Source organism: Stenotrophomonas sp. TWI700 (assembly GCF_039673645.1).
GTDB lineage: Bacteria > Pseudomonadota > Gammaproteobacteria > Xanthomonadales > Xanthomonadaceae > Stenotrophomonas > Stenotrophomonas maltophilia_AA.
The window spans coordinates 15,035-31,685 of sequence record NZ_JBDJMB010000026.1 but is presented as its reverse complement, the minus strand read 5'-3'; the positions used below and the strand labels follow the sequence as shown (position 1 = coordinate 31,685).

Genomic DNA, 16,651 nt, shown 5'->3' with positions numbered 1-16,651 from the left:
GGCGCTTGATGTGTCATTCACCTCGCGGGTCCATGGCGTTAACCCGACCCTGGGTACGGTGAAGCCTCACCCAACCGGAGCCAACACATGAGCACTGACTATCAGATTCCCGGCCGGGTGCCGGAAGACGGTGTCCCGCGCCAGGCCGTATCGGACTATTGGCGTGAACGCTTTCCGAGCGAACCGTATTACGACAACAACCAGTTCTTCGATGACTATGAGCCGGCCTACCAGCTGGGCCATCGCACCCGCGCCGACGACATGATCCGCGCTTACGAAGAAGTGGAAGCCGAGCTCCAGACCCGCTGGGCGCAGGAACGTGGCCAGAGCAAGCTGAGCTGGGAACAGGCCCGCAACGCGGTCCGCCGCGGCTGGGATGAATCCACCGCGCTGCGCCAGGCGCATCTGGACAAGGGCGTGCCGCGCGGCACCTGATCGCGCCTGCTTTCAGCCACGGCACATCAACGACGGCGGCCTTCGGGTCGCCGTTGTCGTGTCCGCAGGACCTCTGGTCCACGCGCCGTTGATGGGCATGGTGTACAACAGGGGCTGGCCATCGCCTCCCCGACGGAGACTTCCATGACCCGCAAGCTGTTGCTCACCCTCGCCATCAGCCTCACCCCCGCCCTGTTCACCACCGCCTGCGTCGCTGCAGACAACGCTGCCGCGCCCGTCGTGGCGAAGGCACAGTGGCCGTTCGCCGCTACCGAGTTCGCCCGATTCGACGAGCCCTGGGCGATGAGCTTCCTGCCCGACGGCAGCCTGCTGGTCACCGAGAAGAAAGGCGCGCTGAAACACTTCAACGTGCAGACCCGCAAGACGGCCACCATCAGCGGCGTGCCCAAGGTGGCGTACGGCGGCCAGGGCGGCTTCGGCGATGTGCTGCCGCACCCGGACTTCGCGAAGAACCAGCTGATCTACGTCAGCTACGCCGAGGAAGGCGACGGCGACACCCGTGGCGCCGCGGTGGCGCGTGCACGCCTGGCGCTGGCTGCCGATGGCAGTGGCACGCTGGAAGACCTCAAGGTGATCTGGCGCCAGACCCCGAAGGTCAGCGGCAAGGGCCATTACGGCCATCGCCTCGCGTTCGGCCCCGACGGCAAGCTGTGGATCACCTCCAGCGAGCGCCAGAAGTTCGATCCGGCCCAGGACATGAGCGGCAACCTTGGCAAGCTGATCCGCCTGAATGACGACGGCAGCGTCCCGGCCGACAACCCGTTCGCCTCGCAGGGCGGCGTGGCCGCACAGGTGTGGTCGCTCGGCCACCGCAATGCGCTGGGCATCGCCTTCGATGCGCGCGGCAAGCTGTGGGTGCATGAGATGGGCCCGGCCGGCGGTGACGAGCTGAACCTGATCCAGCGCGGCGCCAACTACGGCTACCCGATCGTCTCCAACGGCAATCACTACGATGGCCGTGACATTCCCGACCATGCCACCCGCCCGGAGTTCGCGGCGCCCAAGGTGAGCTGGACGCCGGTGATCTCCCCGGCCGGCTTCATCATCTACAGCGGCAAGCAGTTCCCGAAATGGAACGGCAGCGGCTTCATCGGCGGCCTGTCGTCCAAGGCGCTGGTGCGCGTGGCCTTTGACGGCGACAACGCCCGCGAGGCCGAACGCTTCGACATGGGCGAGCGCATCCGCGAGATCGAACAGGGCCCGGATGGCGCGATCTGGCTGCTCGAAGACGGCAGCAACGGCAAGCTGCTCAAGCTCACGCCGAAGGCCTGAGCCAGACAGGCTGCCGGCACACCGCCGGCAGCCTGCATGACACCCGTGCTTACTGGATGGTCACGACCTTAACCTCGGTGCGGCTGCACGCCTGGTCCAAGCAGGTGCCGTTGAGCCAGACCTGGCCGTCGCCGATCATCACGCCCTGCTGGTTGACCATGACGTCGTCGAATGTCTGCGCGGCGATGGCCTTGCGCACGGCCGGGGTCAGGATGCGCTCGTAGTTGCGCTGGAACTCGCCGGGCCCGGTGATCTTGGCGCCATTGGCGATGTTCAGCGGGAAGCGGACTTCCTCGACCACGGCGGCGCGATCGCCGCCATTGACGGCCTTCTGGAAGGCGTTGAAGACGGTCTCGTACTGGGCCGCATCGCCGAGCACCTGCTCGATGCGCTGACGGACATCGCCGTTGGCTGAAGTGGCCGGTGTGGCGGCAGCCGCATCGCCCGCAGCAGGCGCAGCGGCATCCGGCGCCGGGCTGCCCGCAGTAACCGCATCCGGTGACAGGCCCGAGGACGGCACGGTCTCACCGGGTGTCGGGCGGCCTTCGGGAATGGCCGTGGCCGGTCCCTGTGCGGGGTCTGCAGCCGCGGTATCGGCCGGCGGCGGCGCCGACGGGCTGCAGGCGGCCAGCCACAACGGGCTGGCCAGGGCCAGCAGCAAGGGGGTACGGGACAGGCGCATGGGTGGCTCCATCGGTTTAACGAGGGAGCCAGCGTACCCGCCGGAACGTCAGCCGCCGATGATGGATCACGATGGTGCCGGCCAGCGGCCGGCACTACCGGGTGACGCCGTGCCGGTTCAGGCGGCCAGCAGCTCGAAGATCACCGGCTCGCCGCTGGCCGAAGAGGCACACACCCACAGCTCGAACTGGCCCGGCTCGGCGCGGAACACGCCATCGCGACCGGTGAAGCCCAGCGCATGGCGGTCCAGCGTGAACTGCACCTCGGCGCTTTCGCCCGGCTGCAGCGCGATCTTGTCGAAGCCCTTCAGCTCGCGCACCGGGCGCACGCGGCTGGCCACGCGGTCGTGGATGTACAGTTGCACCACTTCCTCACCCGCCACCGCACCGGTGTTGGTCAGGGTGGTGGTGATGGTCAGGGTGTCGTCCCAGGCCAGCGTCGCGCTGCTCAGCTGCGGCACGCCATAGGCGAAGGTGGTGTAGCCGATGCCGTGGCCGAACGCATACGCCGGCTCGTTCGGGATCTCGCGCCAGCGCGCCTTGAACTCGGACATGGTCGGCAGTTCCGGGCGACCGGTGCGGGCGTGGTTGTAGAAGTACGGCTGCTGGCCGGATACCTGCGGGAAGCTCACCGGCAGGCGGCCGGAAGGGTTGTAATCGCCGAACAGCACATCGGCCACGGCGTGGCCGGTCTGCGTGCCCAGGTACCAGGTGATCGCCACGGCATGCGCATTGCGCACCGCGCCCTGCAGGGCCAGCGCGCGGCCATTGCGCAGCAGCACGACCAGCGGCTTGCCGGTCATCGCCACCGCTTCGGCCAGCGCCTGCTGCGCGGGCGGCAACGTGATCTCAACGCGCGACTGCGCTTCACCGCTGTAGCGCTGCGGCTCGCCCAGGGCGAGCACCACCACGTCGGCACGCAGCGCGGCGGCCACGGCCTGTTCGATGCCATCCTGCACGGCCGCTTCCAGGTCGCAGCCCGGCACGATTTCCAGCAGTGCTTCATCGCTGATCGCCGCGCGTACGCCGGCTTCCAGGGTGACGTAGCGCGACTTGTCGCCGAACAGGGTCCAGCAGCCTTCGATGTTCTCGCGGTCCTGCACGAACGGCCCGATCAGCGCGATCTTCTGGCCGGTCTTCTTCAGCGGCAGCACCGAATCCGCGTTCTTGAGCAGCACGATCGAGCGGCGTGCGGCATCGCGCGAGAGTTCGTCATGCGCGGCGATGTGCGAGGTATCCGCTTCGCGCGCCAGGTCCAGCGAACGGTAGGGATCGTCGAACAGACCGATCGCTTCCTTCAGGCGCAGGATGCGGCGCACCGATTCGTCCAGCGTGGCCATCGGCACTTCGCCGCTCTCGATCAGGCCCGGCAGGTGCTCGGCGTAGAAACCGCTCTGCATGCTCAGGTCCAGGCCGGCGGTGAAGGCCTTGGCGGTGGCATCGCGGTCATCGGCGGCATAGCCGTGCGCGACCAGTTCCATGTCGGCGGTGTAATCGGAGATCACCACGCCCGGGAAGTTCCACTCCCCGCGCAGGATGTCGGTCAGCAGCTCGGCGTTGGCACTGGCCGGGACGCCGTTGATGTCGTTGAAGGAGGACATCACGGTGAGCGCGCCGGCGTCGAAAGCGGCCTTGAACGGCGGCAGGTGGACGTCGCGCAGGGTCTGCGGCGAGATGTCGACCATGTTGTATTCCATGCCGGCCATCACCGCGCCGTAGGCGGCGAAGTGCTTCGGCGTGGCCAGCAGCGCATCGTCGGCGCGCAGGTCCGGGCCCTGGAAGCCGCGCACGCGGGCGGCGGCGAACGCACAGCCCAGCACCACGTCTTCACCGGCGCCCTCGGCACCACGGCCCCAGCGCTGGTCGCGGGCGATATCCACGGCCGGCGCGTAGGTCCAGTGCAGGCCGGCTGCGGTGGCTTCCACCGCGGTGGCGCGCGCGGTGCGCTCGGCCAGGTCCGGCTCGAAGCTGGCGGCCTCGCCCAGCGGGATCGGGAACACGGTGCGCATGCCGTGGATCACGTCCGCGGCGAGGATCACCGGGATCTTCAGGCGGCTTTCTTCCAGCGCGACCTGCTGGATGCGGCGACCGGCTTCGACGCCGACACCATTGAACAGCGAGCCCACCTTGCCCTCGCGCACCTGCTGCAGCACCTGGTCGGCGTTAAGCACGTTGGCTTCCGGGTTCACGTCCGGGGCGAACGGGCGGACCATGTCGGCGAACACACCCAGCTGGCCGACTTTTTCTTCGACGGTCATCTGGGCAATGAGGGTTTCGATACGATCGGCGGCCACCGGCTGTCCTTATGAAAACGTTTACAAGCCCGGGATTCTAGCGTTCCCGAGGCGTTTGTGAATGACTTTTGCGTTCATTTTTCTTCCCCGGGGGAAGATCTCCACCCCCGCCGGCACACCGACGGGGGCACAGGAGCTTACTCTTCCGCCGCCAGCCGCTGCTGCCCGGCCATCAGCATCGCATCGCTGGAGGCCTGGAACACGCGCAGCCCGAACGCCGGCAGGATCGCCAGCAGGTGATCGAACACGTCCGACTGCACGCCTTCGTACTCACCCCAGGCAGTGCTGCGGGTGAAGCAGTAGATCTCCAGCGGCAGGCCTTCGGTGGTCGGCTGCAGCTGCCGTACCAGCAACGTCATCTCCGTATGGATGCCCGGGTGCTGCTTCAGGTAGCGCTCCACGTACGCACGGAACGTGCCCAGGTTGGTGACGCGACGCGCGTTGACCGCCGCCATGCCCTTGGCCTGCAGCCCGGCGTTGTACTGCTGCAGCTCGGCCTGCTTCTCGCGCAGGTAATCGCCCAGCACCGCGAACTGCTGCAGCTCGGCCAGCATCGGCGCATCGACGAAGCCGACGCTGTGCTGGTCCAGGTACAGCGCGCGCTTGATCCGGCGTCCGCCCGCCTCCTGCATGCCGCGCCAGTTCTTGAACGACTCGGTGACCAGCTTCTTGGTCGGGATGGTGGTGATGGTCTTGTCGAAGTTCTGCACGGTGATGGTGTGCAGCGCGATATCGATCACGTCGCCATCGGCATTCTGGCTGGGCATTTCGATCCAGTCGCCCAGCCGCACGCGTCCATCGCCGCTGATCTGCACGCTGGCCACCAGCGACAGGATGGTGTCCTGGAAGATCAGCATGAATACCGCGGTGGCCGCACCGAGGCCGGTGACCAGCGGGCCGAGCTTCACGCCCAGCAGGGTCGCGACGATCGACAGGCCGGCGATCACGAAGACGATGATCTTCACGACCTGCAGGTAGCCCTTGATCGGCTTGTTGCGCGCATCCGGGCGGCGCTCGTACAGATCGTTCGCAGCATCCAGCGCGTGCGAGACCGCCAGCGCAACGGTCAGCACCGCCCACGCCCGGCAGGCCCCGATCACGAATTCCACCAGTTCCGGCGGCAGGTCCGGCACGATCCGGATGCCGGCGGCGATCACCATGCTCGGCACCACGTTGGACAGCCGCGAGATCACCCGCAGGTTGTTGCCGCCTTCATTGCCCGCGCTGTGGCCGGGCAGGCGGCTGACCAGCTTGCGCAGGCCGCGCAGCAGAATCTTCTTGGTGACGAAGTTGGCCAGCCAGGCCGCCAGGGCCAGCGCTGCCAGCACCAGCAGGGTGTAGGCCCAGGGCCAGGGTTCGAGGGTCCGCTGGACACTGTCCAGCCATCGGGTTGCCACTACCGCATCCAACATCGTGTATCGCTCTCCTATCAGGGGTATCAGGGCGTTGCCAGGTCCTGCCGGGTGCGCTCGATGATCACGCCGACCGCGCGCGCGCCGCGCACCGCGCCGGGCTTGCTGAGTTTGAGACGCAGCCATTGCACGTTGAATTCACGCAGTACGATCTCGGCGATGCGCTCGGCCAGGGTTTCGACCAGGCCATAGTCCGAGTCACGCACGAACTGCTCGATGCGCTTGCTGACGGCTTTGTAATTGAGGGTATCGGCGATGTCGTCGCTGGCCGCCGGGCGGCGGTTGTCGAAGCCCATTTCCAGATCGAAACGCAGGGTCTGGCGGATCCGCCGTTCCCAGTCGTAGATACCGATCAGGGCATCGATCTCGAGCCCTTCAATGAATACCTTGTCCATAGCCATGTCACGTGGAAGATGGCGACCATGGTAACGGGGCTGTCCGGAATGTGCCGGGAATCGGGGTGAGGGACGTCACTGGGGAAGACAAAGGACCCCTCGCGGGGCCCTCTGCTTACTTCCTGTGCCCGGGCGGAGATGGGATTCTCATCCGCGAGTCCCGGTGGCGCGCGTGAACTGATCGCACGACTATTGAGGCGCGGTCATTGTCGCCAGATCCGGACGTCAACGGGATGTACCGGCTTTTGGGGTGAGCTCATAGCCGAAGACATCCGCTGCAAGATTCACGAATCCGATTCGGGTGCCATACACCACCACTGCAATAAGAGCCAGGACTGCTACTGCAAGCAGATTTGCAACCAAGCTCTCCGCAATAGCGCGTAACCACGATCTGGATTTTGACAATTCTGCAGCCAGGTCTTTTTCGTGCTTCCGCTCCAGGTCAATCATTGAGTCATTCAGGACCTCTTGCGAGAAGGTCCGACCATATCGTTGTCGCCTTTGACCAATCCCCCATAGGTCAGATGCGTCCCGTTCACAGCCTTACCTTCGCTTGAGTGAACTGAAAGCGACTTGTCCGGCCTGTGCAATTTTGTCGGACGTCAACGAAATAACTTTGGATCTACCTACCGCACCCATACTTGTGAACTTTCCTGTCTCTGACGAACGGTCCATGATCCGAGTGTTTGCGCCCCGGACCGCACGCAACGTGATCAGATCTTTCAGCTCGCGATTGGACATAGGATCTCCTCCAAGTTGTTTGCATGGTGACCAACTTTCAAACGTGGCACTGAGCTCCACTTCGCAGTATCGATTTCATCAATCCAGCTTGACCGCTTCTGCCCATTCCCAGACCCCACCAGCCTCACACCGCCGGCAGCGTCGCCATGTCCCAGCGCGGGGTGACCTGCACCTGCGGCGGGTTGTGCTGGCCGGCTTCCAGGCGCAGGGCGCCGGCGAAGGCGATCATCGCGCCGTTGTCGGTGCACAGCGCCGGGCGCGGGAAGCAGGCACGCCCACCGCGGCGGGCGGCCATCTGCTGCAGCTTGGCACGCAGGCGCTTGTTGGCGCCCACCCCGCCGGCCACCACGATGACATCGGTGCCCGCCGCATCCAGCGCGCGCTCGCACTTGATGGCCAGGGTATCCACCACCGCATCTTCAAAGCCACGCGCGATATCGGCGCGGGTCTGCTCGCTCTGATCGCTGTCGCGCCAGGCCAGCAGGACCTGGGTCTTCAACCCGGAGAAGCTGAAATCCAGCCCCGGGCGATCGGTCATCGGGCGGGTGAACTTGAACCGGCCCGGGGTGCCGCGCTCGGCCAGCGCGGCCAGCTGCGGGCCACCCGGGTACGGCAGGCCCATCAGCTTGGCGGTCTTGTCGAAGGCCTCGCCGGCGGCATCGTCCAGGGTCTCGCCCAGCAGGCGGTACTGGCCGATCCGGTCCACCGCCACCAGCTGGGTATGCCCGCCGGATACCAGCAGGGCCACGAACGGCGCCTGCGGCGGGTCGTCTTCCATCAACGGGGCCAGCAGATGGCCCTCCATATGATGTACACCGACCGCGGGCACCTCCAGCGCCCAGGCCAGCGAACGGGCCACGCCCGCCCCCACCAGCAGCGCGCCGACCAGGCCGGGGCCAGCCGTATAGGCCACCCCGTCGATGTCGGCGACCGTCATGCCGGCCTCGGCCAAGGTCTGCCGGATCAGCGGCAGCAGCTTGCGCACGTGGTCGCGGCTGGCCAGCTCGGGCACCACCCCGCCGTACTCGGCGTGAAGGGCGATCTGGCTGTAGACCGCATGGGCGCGCAGGGCGTCGATCCCGGACATGGAGGTGTCATACACCGCCACGCCGGTCTCATCGCAGGAAGATTCGATACCAAGGACTCGCATACGGGGTATTATGGACCTCTTCAGGCCCCGGCAGACGTACGCTGGCCTGTCTCTGCATCACCCGTGGCCAAGAAGTTCGCCGGGGTGGGTTGCAACTTCTTTTCTCGCCGCTATAATGTGCGGCTCTCACCGGGCGAGACCCGGTTCTACTGTGTCCCGGAGATTCCATGCCCAGCGTTAAAGTCCGCGAGAACGAGCCCTTCGAGTTTGCGCTCCGTCGCTTCAAGCGCACCTGCGAAAAGGCCGGCGTGCTGGCCGAAACCCGCAAGCGCGAGTTCTATGAAAAGCCGACCCAGGAGCGTAAGCGTAAGGCTGCCGCTGCTGTGAAGCGTCAGCTGCGCCGTTCGTCGCGCGACGTCACCAAGCGTCAGCGCCTGTACTGATCGGACGCAACTTCGATACGGCAGGCCTTGGCCTGTCGTGACGGAGCCGAAGCCGGAACGCGCGAGCGTTACCGGCTTTTTGCGTTCCAGCGCTTCGGCGCCCCGCTTTCCTTTTCCACCGACACGAGGTGTTCCCATGAGCCTGAAGCAGCAGCTCACCGATGACATGAAGGCCGCCATGAAGGCCGGCGAGAAGCACCGCCTGGGCGTGATCCGCCTGATGAACGCCGCGATCAAGCAGCGCGAAGTCGACGAACGCATCGAGCTGGACGACGCCGCCGTGCTCGCTGTGCTGGAAAAGATGGTCAAGCAGCGCAAGGACTCGGTCACCCAGTTCGAAGCCGCCAATCGTGAAGACCTGGCCGTGATCGAGCGCGAGGAAATCGTGGTGATCGACCAGTACCTGCCGGCCAAGCTGGGCGAGGCCGAGATCGTGGCCGCCATCCAGGCCGCCATCGCGGAAACCGGTTCGACCACCCCGGCCGACATCGGCAAGCTGATGGGCGCGCTGAAGCCGCGTCTGGCCGGCCAGGCCGACATGGGCCTGGTGTCCAAGCTGGTCAAGCAGCAGCTGGCCGGCTGATCCCGCCGCCATGCCGCAGTGAAAAGGCCCGCATCATGCGGGCCTTTTCCGTTCCAGCAGGTGCGGTGTTACGTGGCCTGGCGACAGTTTCGCAGCGTCATCGAGCTTTCCTCGATTGAACTGATCTCGCCTTCCAGCTTGGCCCAGTCGCGCTCGCGCAGCATGGTGAAGTTGGCGGCCTGGTCCGACGCGAATTCGCAGCGGATGCTGTAGTTGTTGCTGTTGAACGTGTCGTTCTGGCGGACGCGCAGCAGGCCGCGGGTCGGGGTGACCAGGTAGTTGATCGAGCCGACGTCGCCGGGCTTGGTCGAATAGGTGTTGGTGTTGACCGTATAGATCTGGCCGTCAATCTGATAGCGCCGCCCCACGTACTTCGCGTACAGCGGCAGGAAGGTCGCCGAGCGGTCGCCCTTGTCTTCCTTGTTGGTGGTGGTACCCAGCAACATATCCTTGAAGGCACCGGCACTGCGGTACAGCGCCATCGTGTCCTTCACTTCCTTGCCCATTTTCTTGGACAGGTCCGGGGCAGCCACCGCCTCGACGGCCGGCATCGGGTACTGCGCGCGAGCCGCCGCCGCGAGCGTGTCGCCCTGGCTGCCACCCTTGAGCTTGCCCAGCATCTCGCACATCGACTGCTTTGCCGCCTGCGCGTCGACCGACTGGCCGCGGGCGAGCTTGGTGGCTAGGGTGACGCGGCCGGTGCGGTCGGCGGTGGCGACCATCACCAGCGGGGTGCGCAGCCCTTCGCGCTGGACCAGGTACTGGTCGCCGCTGTCGCCGTCCACCAACTGGCCGCCGACCTCGAACTTGTCATCACCCCCGATCTTGCGCAGCTGATCCAGCGCACTCTGCACCTTCAACCCCGGCACGGTGAGATCGGCCATGTACAGCGCGCCGTTGCGCGGATCCCCTACCGTCTTGAAGGCCTTTTCGCAGGCCGGGGAAGCCGCCGCCGGCCCTGCGGCCGCCAACAGCACCATCGTCGTGTAGACCATTCCTTTCATGAAGCGTCCTTTCTGCTGTGAAGGTGGAAAACCGGGCAGAAGAATAGCGCGATATCCGTCAAGACCCCGCCGTGACCGGACCACTTCACCCGCTGCAGCCCGGCGATTTGCTAGAACGGGGGCCTCGCCCCGATCCGACGCCGTCAATGCACCTGCCAAGCCACTCCCTGTCCAAGGTCCGCAAGCACATGGCGCGGCTGGAGAAGAGCTTTCCTGCCGTGCTGCTGCGCCGCTTCATCGATGCGGACGTCATGACGCAGGCCGCGGCGCTGGCGTTCTACGCCCTGCTCTCCATGGCGCCGCTGCTGGTCCTGCTGCTGTGGTTGACGGCCTCGCTGTACCCGCCCGCGCAGGAGGCGCTGCTGGGCCAGATCAACGATGTGGCCGGCACCAGTGCCGCCTCGGTGGCGGAGACCGTGCTCAGCAATGCCAACAACCAGCCGGACATCGGCACGCTGGCAGGCGTGTGGAGCACGCTGCTGCTGTTCATCGGTGCCACGGCGGTGTTCGCCCAGCTGCAGAACGCCCTGAACCTGATCTTCAACACCAGCGGCGAGCGCCTGGACGGCATCGTGCCGTGGCTGCGCAAGCGCGTGTTCTCGTTCGGCGTGGTGCTGGCGCTGGGCTTCCTGCTGATCCTGTCGATGACCGCGACGACCATGCTGCAGGTCGTCTTCGCGCACCTGCCCTCGGTGCTGCCGGCGATCGGCTACCTGACCAGCCTGGCGCTTTACACCGTGGGCTTTGCCTTCCTCTACCACTACCTGCCCGACCGCCGCGTGGCGTGGCGGCAGGCCTTCATCGGCGGTGCGATCACCTCCGCCCTGTTCGCACTGGGCCGCTATGGCATCGGCCTGTACATCGCCACGGTTGCGCCCGGCAGCGCGTATGGCTCGATGGGCGCCCTGGTGATCTCGCTGGTCTGGATCTACTACGCCACCGTGGTGTTCTTCGTCGGTGCGTTGATGACTTCGGTGATCGACGAGCGCCTGCGCGCCCACGCCTACCTGGCCCAGGCCGGTGTCGAGCCGCCGAAACCGGGCGAACCGGCCGGCACCTAGTAGACTAGCGGTACCCCGCTTCCGCGCGTGGCCGTGACCGGCCATGCCCCTGCCTGCTGCCCATGGCCCGTATCCCCGACGCATTCATCGACGACCTGCTGGCCCGCTCCGACATTGTCGAGGTAGTGGGCAGCCGCGTGCCGTTGAAGCGCCAGGGCAAGGAATATGCGGCACGCTGCCCGTTCCATGACGAGCGTTCGGCGTCGTTCACGGTCTCGCCGACCAAGCAGTTCTATCACTGCTTCGGCTGCGGCGCGCATGGCACGGCGATCAGCTTCCTGATGAACTACGACCGCCTCGAGTTTCTCGACGCGGTCGATGAGCTGGCCAAGCGCGTCGGCATGGAAGTGCCGCGCGACACCCAGCCGCGCACCGCGCAGCAGCAGGACGACAGCCGTGATCTGTACTCGGCGCTGGATGCGGCCACGCGGTTCTTCCAGACCGCGCTGAAGGGCAGCGACAAGGCGCGCGCCTACCTGGACCAGCGCGGTGTCGATGAAGAGAACCGCGAGCGCTTCGCCATCGGTTACGCACCGGACGGCTACAGCGCGCTGAAGGATGCGCTGGGCAAGGACGAGCGGCGGATGAAGCTGCTCGACCGCGCCGGCCTGTTCTCCAAGAACGATCGCGGCCACGTCTACGACAAGTTCCGCGACCGGGTGATGTTCCCGATCTTCGATCGCCGTGGCCGCGTGATCGCGTACGGCGGCCGCGTGATGGAGAAAGACGACGGCCCGAAGTACCTCAACTCACCCGAGACCGCGCTGTTCCACAAGGGCCGCGAGCTGTACGGCCTGTGGCAGGTGCGCCAGGCCAACCAGAAGATCGAGCGGCTGATCGTGGTCGAGGGCTACATGGACGTGGTCTCGCTGTTCCAGTTCGGGGTCACCCAGGCGGTGGCCACGCTGGGCACGGCGACCACGCCGGACCACGCCGAGCTGCTGTTCCGCAACGCGCCGGACGTGTTCTTCTGCTTCGATGGCGATGCCGCCGGTCGTCGCGCCGGCTGGCGTGCGCTGGAGTCGGTGCTGCCGCGCATGAAGGACGGCCGTCAGGCCTTCTTCCTGTTCCTGCCCGATGGCGAAGACCCGGACACCATCGTGCGCAAGGAAGGCCGCGAGGGCTTCGATGCACGCCTGCAGCAGGCCACGCCGCTGTCGCAGTTCTTCTTCGACGAGCTCACCCGTGAAGTCAACATGGGCACGCTCGATGGCAAGGCACGCCTGGCCGAACGGGCCAAGCCGATGCTGGCGCAGATTCCCGATGGCGCCTTCGGCGACCTGATGAAGCAGCAGCTGACCACGCTGACCGGCCTGGGTGCCAAGCCCAGTGCATCCGCGCAGCCCTCGCGCCAACCACAGCGCGCGGTGGCGCCGGCACAGCGCCGCAGCCTGGTGCGCGCCGCGATCGCGATCCTGCTGCAGCAGCCCTCGCTGGCGATGACGCTGGAAGGCCACCATTTCACCGGCCTGCGCCTGCCCGGCATCGATCTGCTGACCGAGCTGCTGACCCTGGTCGAGCAGCGCCCGGACATCAGTACGGGCGCGCTGCTGGAGCACTTCGAGGGCCGCGAGGAGCAGGAATCACTGCACAAGCTGGCCGCGCAGACCCTGCCCGGCGATGAGGCGATGTGGACCCAGGAGCTGCATGACGCGGTCGCCCAGCTGGAGAAACAGCTGCTGATGCAACGCCTCGATGAGCTTCAGGCAAAGCAGAGCCAGCAGGGTCTGGACGATACTGACAAGTACGAGCTGCGCGAACTGCTCAAGGCGCGCAGCACCCTCCGCTTCTGACCGACGGAGCAGCCATGGCCTCCCACATCGTGAATCCTGCCGCATCGATCGTCCGCCTGCTTCGCCTTGGCATCTTCGCTGCGCTGTTCGCGCTGGCCCTGCCCGCCTGGGCCGCGGAACTGCCGTTCGCGCAGCCACGACCGCAGCTCTACACCGCCGGGCAGCCCAGTGCCGCTGAGCTGCAGCAGGCCGCCGCGGCCGGGGTCACCACCCTGATCGACCTGCGCCAGCCCGACGAAGCGCGTGGCTTCGATGAAACCGCCGCTGCCGAACGCCTGGGCCTGCGCTATGTCCGCATCCCCGTCGCCGGTGCCGCGGGCCTGACCGAGGCCAATGCGCAGGCACTGCGTACCGCGCTCGCACAGAGCCAGGGGCCGGTGCTGCTGCACTGCGCCTCCGGCAACCGCGCCGGTGCGCTGCTGGCACTGCTGCAGGCGCGCGAAGGCGCCTCGGTGGAGGATGCCCTCACGTTCGGCCGCGCCGCCGGCATGACCTCGCTGGAAGCACCGACCCGTGTCCTGCTGGAGCAGGACGCCGCGCGTTGACCCTGCCCTTCTTCCCCCGCTTACTTCCCTGCTCTACAGGAGCCTGCCCACCATGACCCGCTGGTGGTCGCGCCTGCGACCGGACAACTTCACCCTCGCCCTGCTCTGCACCGTGCTGCTGGCGTCCTTCCTGCCGATGCACGGCGCCGCCGCGATGGTGCTCGACGATGTCACCGACGTCGCCATCGCCGCGCTGTTCTTCCTGCACGGCGCCCGCCTGCCACGCGAGTCGATCGTCGCCGGCCTGCTGCACTGGCGCCTGCACCTGACCATCCTGGCCTGCACCTTCGTGCTGTTCCCGCTGCTGGGGCTGATGTTCAAACCGCTGGACGGCTGGCTGCTGACCCCGGAGCTGTACATCGGCGTGCTGTTCCTGTGCGCGCTGCCCTCCACCGTGCAGTCGTCGATCGCGTTCACCTCGATCGCGCGCGGCAACGTGCCGGCCGCCGTTTGCAGCGCCTCGCTATCGAGCATCCTGGGCGTGTTCCTGACCCCGCTGCTGCTGGCCCTGCTGGCCGGCACCGAGGGCGGCATGCACAACCCCGGCCAGGCCATCGTCAGCATCATGCTGCAGCTGCTGGTGCCGTTCGTGGCCGGCCACCTGCTGCGCCCGTGGATCGCCCGCTGGGTGGAAAAGCAGCGCGCCCTACTGCGCTACACCGACCAGGGCACGATCCTGCTGGTGGTCTACTCCGCCTTCGGCGAAGCCGTCAGCGAAGGACTGTGGAGCAAGACCCCGCTGCTGTCGCTGGTGAGCGTGGCGGTGGTGGCGGCGGTGCTGCTCGGCATCGCGATGCCGCTGATCCGCTTCATTGCACGCCGGTTGGGCTTCAACCGTGAGGATGAAATCACCATCCTGTTCTGCGGCTCGAAGAAGAGCCTGGCCACCGGCGTACCGATCGCCAAGGTGCTGTTCGCCGGCGGCAGCCTCGGTGCGATCGTGCTGCCGATCATGATCTACCACCAGATCCAGCTGATCGTCTGCGCGATGATCGCGCAGCGGTATGCGCGTGATCCGGTGGAGCCGGTGAAGGGTGATGGAAGCAATTGAGCTCGCTCAACTACCTGACGCTGCGGCGCGGGCCATCCCAGCCGCAAGCAGCTAGTCCACCCATCTCGCCACGCTGAATCGCGGCACCCATATCTGCAGATCGTATGAACGGTCGGTGCCCGTCTTCTGCAGCGGCGAAGGCCCGGTATATGCCACCAACGATCGCGCACCGCATTGCCGATGCTGCGCGCAGGCCCACGCCTCTCCGCTGCGAGCATCCACGCGGACCGCATAGGGCTGGAGCGCGAGCAGCAAGGCGGTCATCGGCGGCCACGGCAGCCCCTCTGGCTGAGTGCGCATGGCATGCACATTGCCGGTCAGTACCAGCAGCCGCCCATCGGAAGGCAACGTTGCGTGGTGTGCGCGCAGTGCTTCCGCCATCGCCGCATCACGCGCGCCGGTACCGGCCTGTGCCGCCGGCAGCACCTGGTCGAACCCAAAGACCTGTACATCGTGGCCCTGCGCGCGCAGCACCCGCACCGCCTCGATCAGCGACAGCGTGTCTTCATTGCGGCGGCCGTCGTGCGGTTTACCGGCGGTCCGCCAATAGGAGGTAGTGCGTACCGCCTGGCGTGCTGCGGCATCACCGTTGGAGGACAGGTAGGTGGCCAGCCGGGCGTTCTCGGTCGCCGGCAGTTCCAGCCCAAGGTGCAGCGGGGTGCCCTGCGCGACATAGGCGTGGACAAGTTCCTGGATAAGCTGCGGCATCTCGCGCGTACCGTGCAGTTCGCCCAGCACGATCAGGCGCGCATCGCCTGCGTGCCGCATGATCTGCGTGGCCGTCTCATCGGGTGCAGGCGCGGCAATCGCCGCGCTGCACAGCAGTGTCATGGCCAGTACTGCGCTTCGCATCCATCGTTTCATGCCGTCACGTCCTGTTCGGTCATGAAAGCAATGGCGACGTTTGCGGGAAATTCAATGTGTCGCAGCGCACCCGCCCCTACAACCAGGGCAGCATCCAGTGGTCCACCATCAGGAAGGCGAACAACGCCATCAGGTAGACGATGGAGTAGCCGAACATCTTCATCGAGAACAGTTCGTCCGGCGGATTCAGCATGCGCCAGGCGTACCAGAGGAAGACCGCGTTGAGCACGATCGCGCCGCCGAGGTAGAACATGCCGCTCATGCCGAACACGACCGGCAGGATGCTCACGATGGCCAGTGCGATCGAATAGACCATGATCGACTTGCGGGTATACGCCACGCCATGGGTCACCGGCAGCATCGGGATTTCCGCCTTGGCGTAATCCTCGCGGCGGAAGATCGCCAGCGCCCAGAAGTGCGGCGGGGTCCAGATGAAGATGATCAGCACCAGCAGCGACGCGTAGGCCCAGTCCCACGGGCCCTGCATGCCGGTGATCGCGGCCCAGCCCAGCATCGGCGGGGTGGCGCCGGCGAGGCCGCCGATGACGATGTTCTGCGAGGTCGCGCGCTTGAGGTACACGGTGTAGATCACCGCGTAACCGATCAGCGAGGCGAAGGTGAGCACGGCGGTGATCACGTTGACCCACACCACCAGGATCGTCATCGACAGCACGATCAGCAGGCCGGCGAAGACCAGCACCTGCCACGGCTTGACCTTGCCCACCACCAGCGGGCGCCACGAGGTGCGCGCCATCTGTGCATCGATGCGCGCGTCCAGCAGCTGGTTGATCGCCGCCGCGGCCGAGGCGGCCAGCCAGATGCCGAGGAAGCCGAGGGCGCCGTCCAGCGCCTGCTGCGCGGTCGGCACGCCGGGGATGGCCAGAAACATGCCCACCAGCGCGGTGAACACGATCAGGGCGACGACCTTGGGCTTGGTCAGATCCCAGTACTGACGGTAACTGGCCAT

General features: G+C 66.4%; 16 protein-coding genes and 1 pseudogene. 8 read left to right on the top strand and 9 right to left on the bottom strand.

Annotation, left to right across the window (positions count from 1 at the left end; genetic code table 11):
• The first annotated feature begins 87 nt into the window (after nucleotides 1–87).
• Nucleotides 88–435 (top strand): hypothetical protein, encoded by a 348-nt coding sequence (locus ABE473_RS15705; protein ID WP_176990529.1) that lies wholly within the window; start codon nucleotides 88–90, stop codon nucleotides 433–435.
• Nucleotides 436–579: 144 nt separating this feature from the next.
• Nucleotides 580–1,728 (top strand): PQQ-dependent sugar dehydrogenase, encoded by a 1,149-nt coding sequence (locus ABE473_RS15700; RefSeq protein WP_346490144.1) that lies wholly within the window; start codon nucleotides 580–582, stop codon nucleotides 1,726–1,728.
• Nucleotides 1,729–1,777: 49 nt separating this feature from the next.
• Here ABE473_RS15700 and ABE473_RS15695 read toward each other — a convergent pair whose 3' ends face one another.
• From ABE473_RS15695 to tsaD, 6 genes and pseudogenes are all read right to left on the bottom strand, one after another.
• On the bottom strand, nucleotides 1,778–2,410 hold the full coding sequence (locus ABE473_RS15695; RefSeq protein ID WP_346490143.1) for a hypothetical protein: 633 nt from the start codon (nucleotides 2,408–2,410) through the stop codon (nucleotides 1,778–1,780).
• Nucleotides 2,411–2,527: 117 nt separating this feature from the next.
• Nucleotides 2,528–4,702, bottom strand: coding sequence for a glycoside hydrolase family 3 N-terminal domain-containing protein (locus ABE473_RS15690; RefSeq protein ID WP_346490142.1), 2,175 nt, complete (start codon nucleotides 4,700–4,702; stop codon nucleotides 2,528–2,530).
• Nucleotides 4,703–4,839: 137 nt separating this feature from the next.
• A complete protein-coding gene (locus ABE473_RS15685; protein ID WP_346490141.1) occupies nucleotides 4,840–6,114 on the bottom strand; it encodes a mechanosensitive ion channel domain-containing protein in 1,275 nt (424 codons plus the stop codon).
• Nucleotides 6,115–6,140: 26 nt separating this feature from the next.
• Entirely contained in the window at nucleotides 6,141–6,509 is a 369-nt protein-coding gene (folB, locus tag ABE473_RS15680) for a dihydroneopterin aldolase (protein WP_176990533.1), read from the bottom strand.
• A gap of 225 nt (nucleotides 6,510–6,734) precedes the next feature.
• Nucleotides 6,735–6,959 carry a hypothetical protein gene (locus ABE473_RS15675; RefSeq protein WP_346490140.1) on the bottom strand — a complete coding sequence of 75 codons (225 nt, stop codon included), beginning with the start codon at nucleotides 6,957–6,959 and terminating at the stop codon, nucleotides 6,735–6,737.
• Between the two features lie 418 nt (nucleotides 6,960–7,377).
• A pseudogene (gene tsaD, locus ABE473_RS15670) lies at nucleotides 7,378–8,400 on the bottom strand (tRNA (adenosine(37)-N6)-threonylcarbamoyltransferase complex transferase subunit TsaD); the annotation flags it as partial.
• Between the two features lie 167 nt (nucleotides 8,401–8,567).
• Here tsaD and rpsU point away from each other — a divergent pair.
• A complete protein-coding gene (gene rpsU / locus ABE473_RS15665; RefSeq protein ID WP_002808376.1) occupies nucleotides 8,568–8,783 on the top strand; it encodes a 30S ribosomal protein S21 in 216 nt (71 codons plus the stop codon).
• Between the two features lie 136 nt (nucleotides 8,784–8,919).
• Complete coding sequence (locus tag ABE473_RS15660) at nucleotides 8,920–9,366, top strand: GatB/YqeY domain-containing protein (RefSeq protein ID WP_346490139.1); 447 nt, start codon at nucleotides 8,920–8,922, stop codon at nucleotides 9,364–9,366.
• Between the two features lie 68 nt (nucleotides 9,367–9,434).
• On the opposite strand, the gene ABE473_RS15655 is transcribed toward ABE473_RS15660, so the two are convergent.
• Complete coding sequence (locus tag ABE473_RS15655; RefSeq protein ID WP_346490138.1) at nucleotides 9,435–10,370, bottom strand: hypothetical protein; 936 nt, start codon at nucleotides 10,368–10,370, stop codon at nucleotides 9,435–9,437.
• A 146-nt stretch (nucleotides 10,371–10,516) separates the two neighbouring features.
• Here ABE473_RS15655 and ABE473_RS15650 point away from each other — a divergent pair, with 146 nt between their 5' ends.
• The 4 genes from ABE473_RS15650 to ABE473_RS15635 all read left to right on the top strand — a co-directional run bounded on the left by ABE473_RS15650 (nucleotide 10,517) and on the right by ABE473_RS15635 (nucleotide 14,820).
• Nucleotides 10,517–11,431 (top strand): YihY/virulence factor BrkB family protein, encoded by a 915-nt coding sequence (locus ABE473_RS15650; RefSeq protein ID WP_346479753.1) that lies wholly within the window; start codon nucleotides 10,517–10,519, stop codon nucleotides 11,429–11,431.
• A gap of 62 nt (nucleotides 11,432–11,493) precedes the next feature.
• A complete protein-coding gene (gene dnaG, locus ABE473_RS15645; RefSeq protein ID WP_346490137.1) occupies nucleotides 11,494–13,224 on the top strand; it encodes a DNA primase in 1,731 nt (576 codons plus the stop codon).
• Nucleotides 13,225–13,238: 14 nt separating this feature from the next.
• Nucleotides 13,239–13,769: a sulfur transferase domain-containing protein gene (locus ABE473_RS15640; RefSeq protein ID WP_179461027.1), complete on the top strand. Its 531-nt coding sequence runs from the start codon at nucleotides 13,239–13,241 to the stop codon at nucleotides 13,767–13,769.
• 52 nt (nucleotides 13,770–13,821) lie between these two features.
• Nucleotides 13,822–14,820, top strand: a complete 999-nt coding sequence (locus ABE473_RS15635; protein WP_346490136.1) for a bile acid:sodium symporter family protein — start codon at nucleotides 13,822–13,824, stop codon at nucleotides 14,818–14,820.
• A 51-nt stretch (nucleotides 14,821–14,871) separates the two neighbouring features.
• On the opposite strand, the gene ABE473_RS15630 is transcribed toward ABE473_RS15635, so the two are convergent.
• A complete protein-coding gene (locus tag ABE473_RS15630) occupies nucleotides 14,872–15,672 on the bottom strand; it encodes a calcium-binding protein (protein ID WP_346490135.1) in 801 nt (266 codons plus the stop codon).
• An 88-nt stretch (nucleotides 15,673–15,760) separates the two neighbouring features.
• Nucleotides 15,761–16,651, bottom strand: a complete 891-nt coding sequence (gene cyoE / locus ABE473_RS15625; protein ID WP_346479754.1) for a heme o synthase — start codon at nucleotides 16,649–16,651, stop codon at nucleotides 15,761–15,763.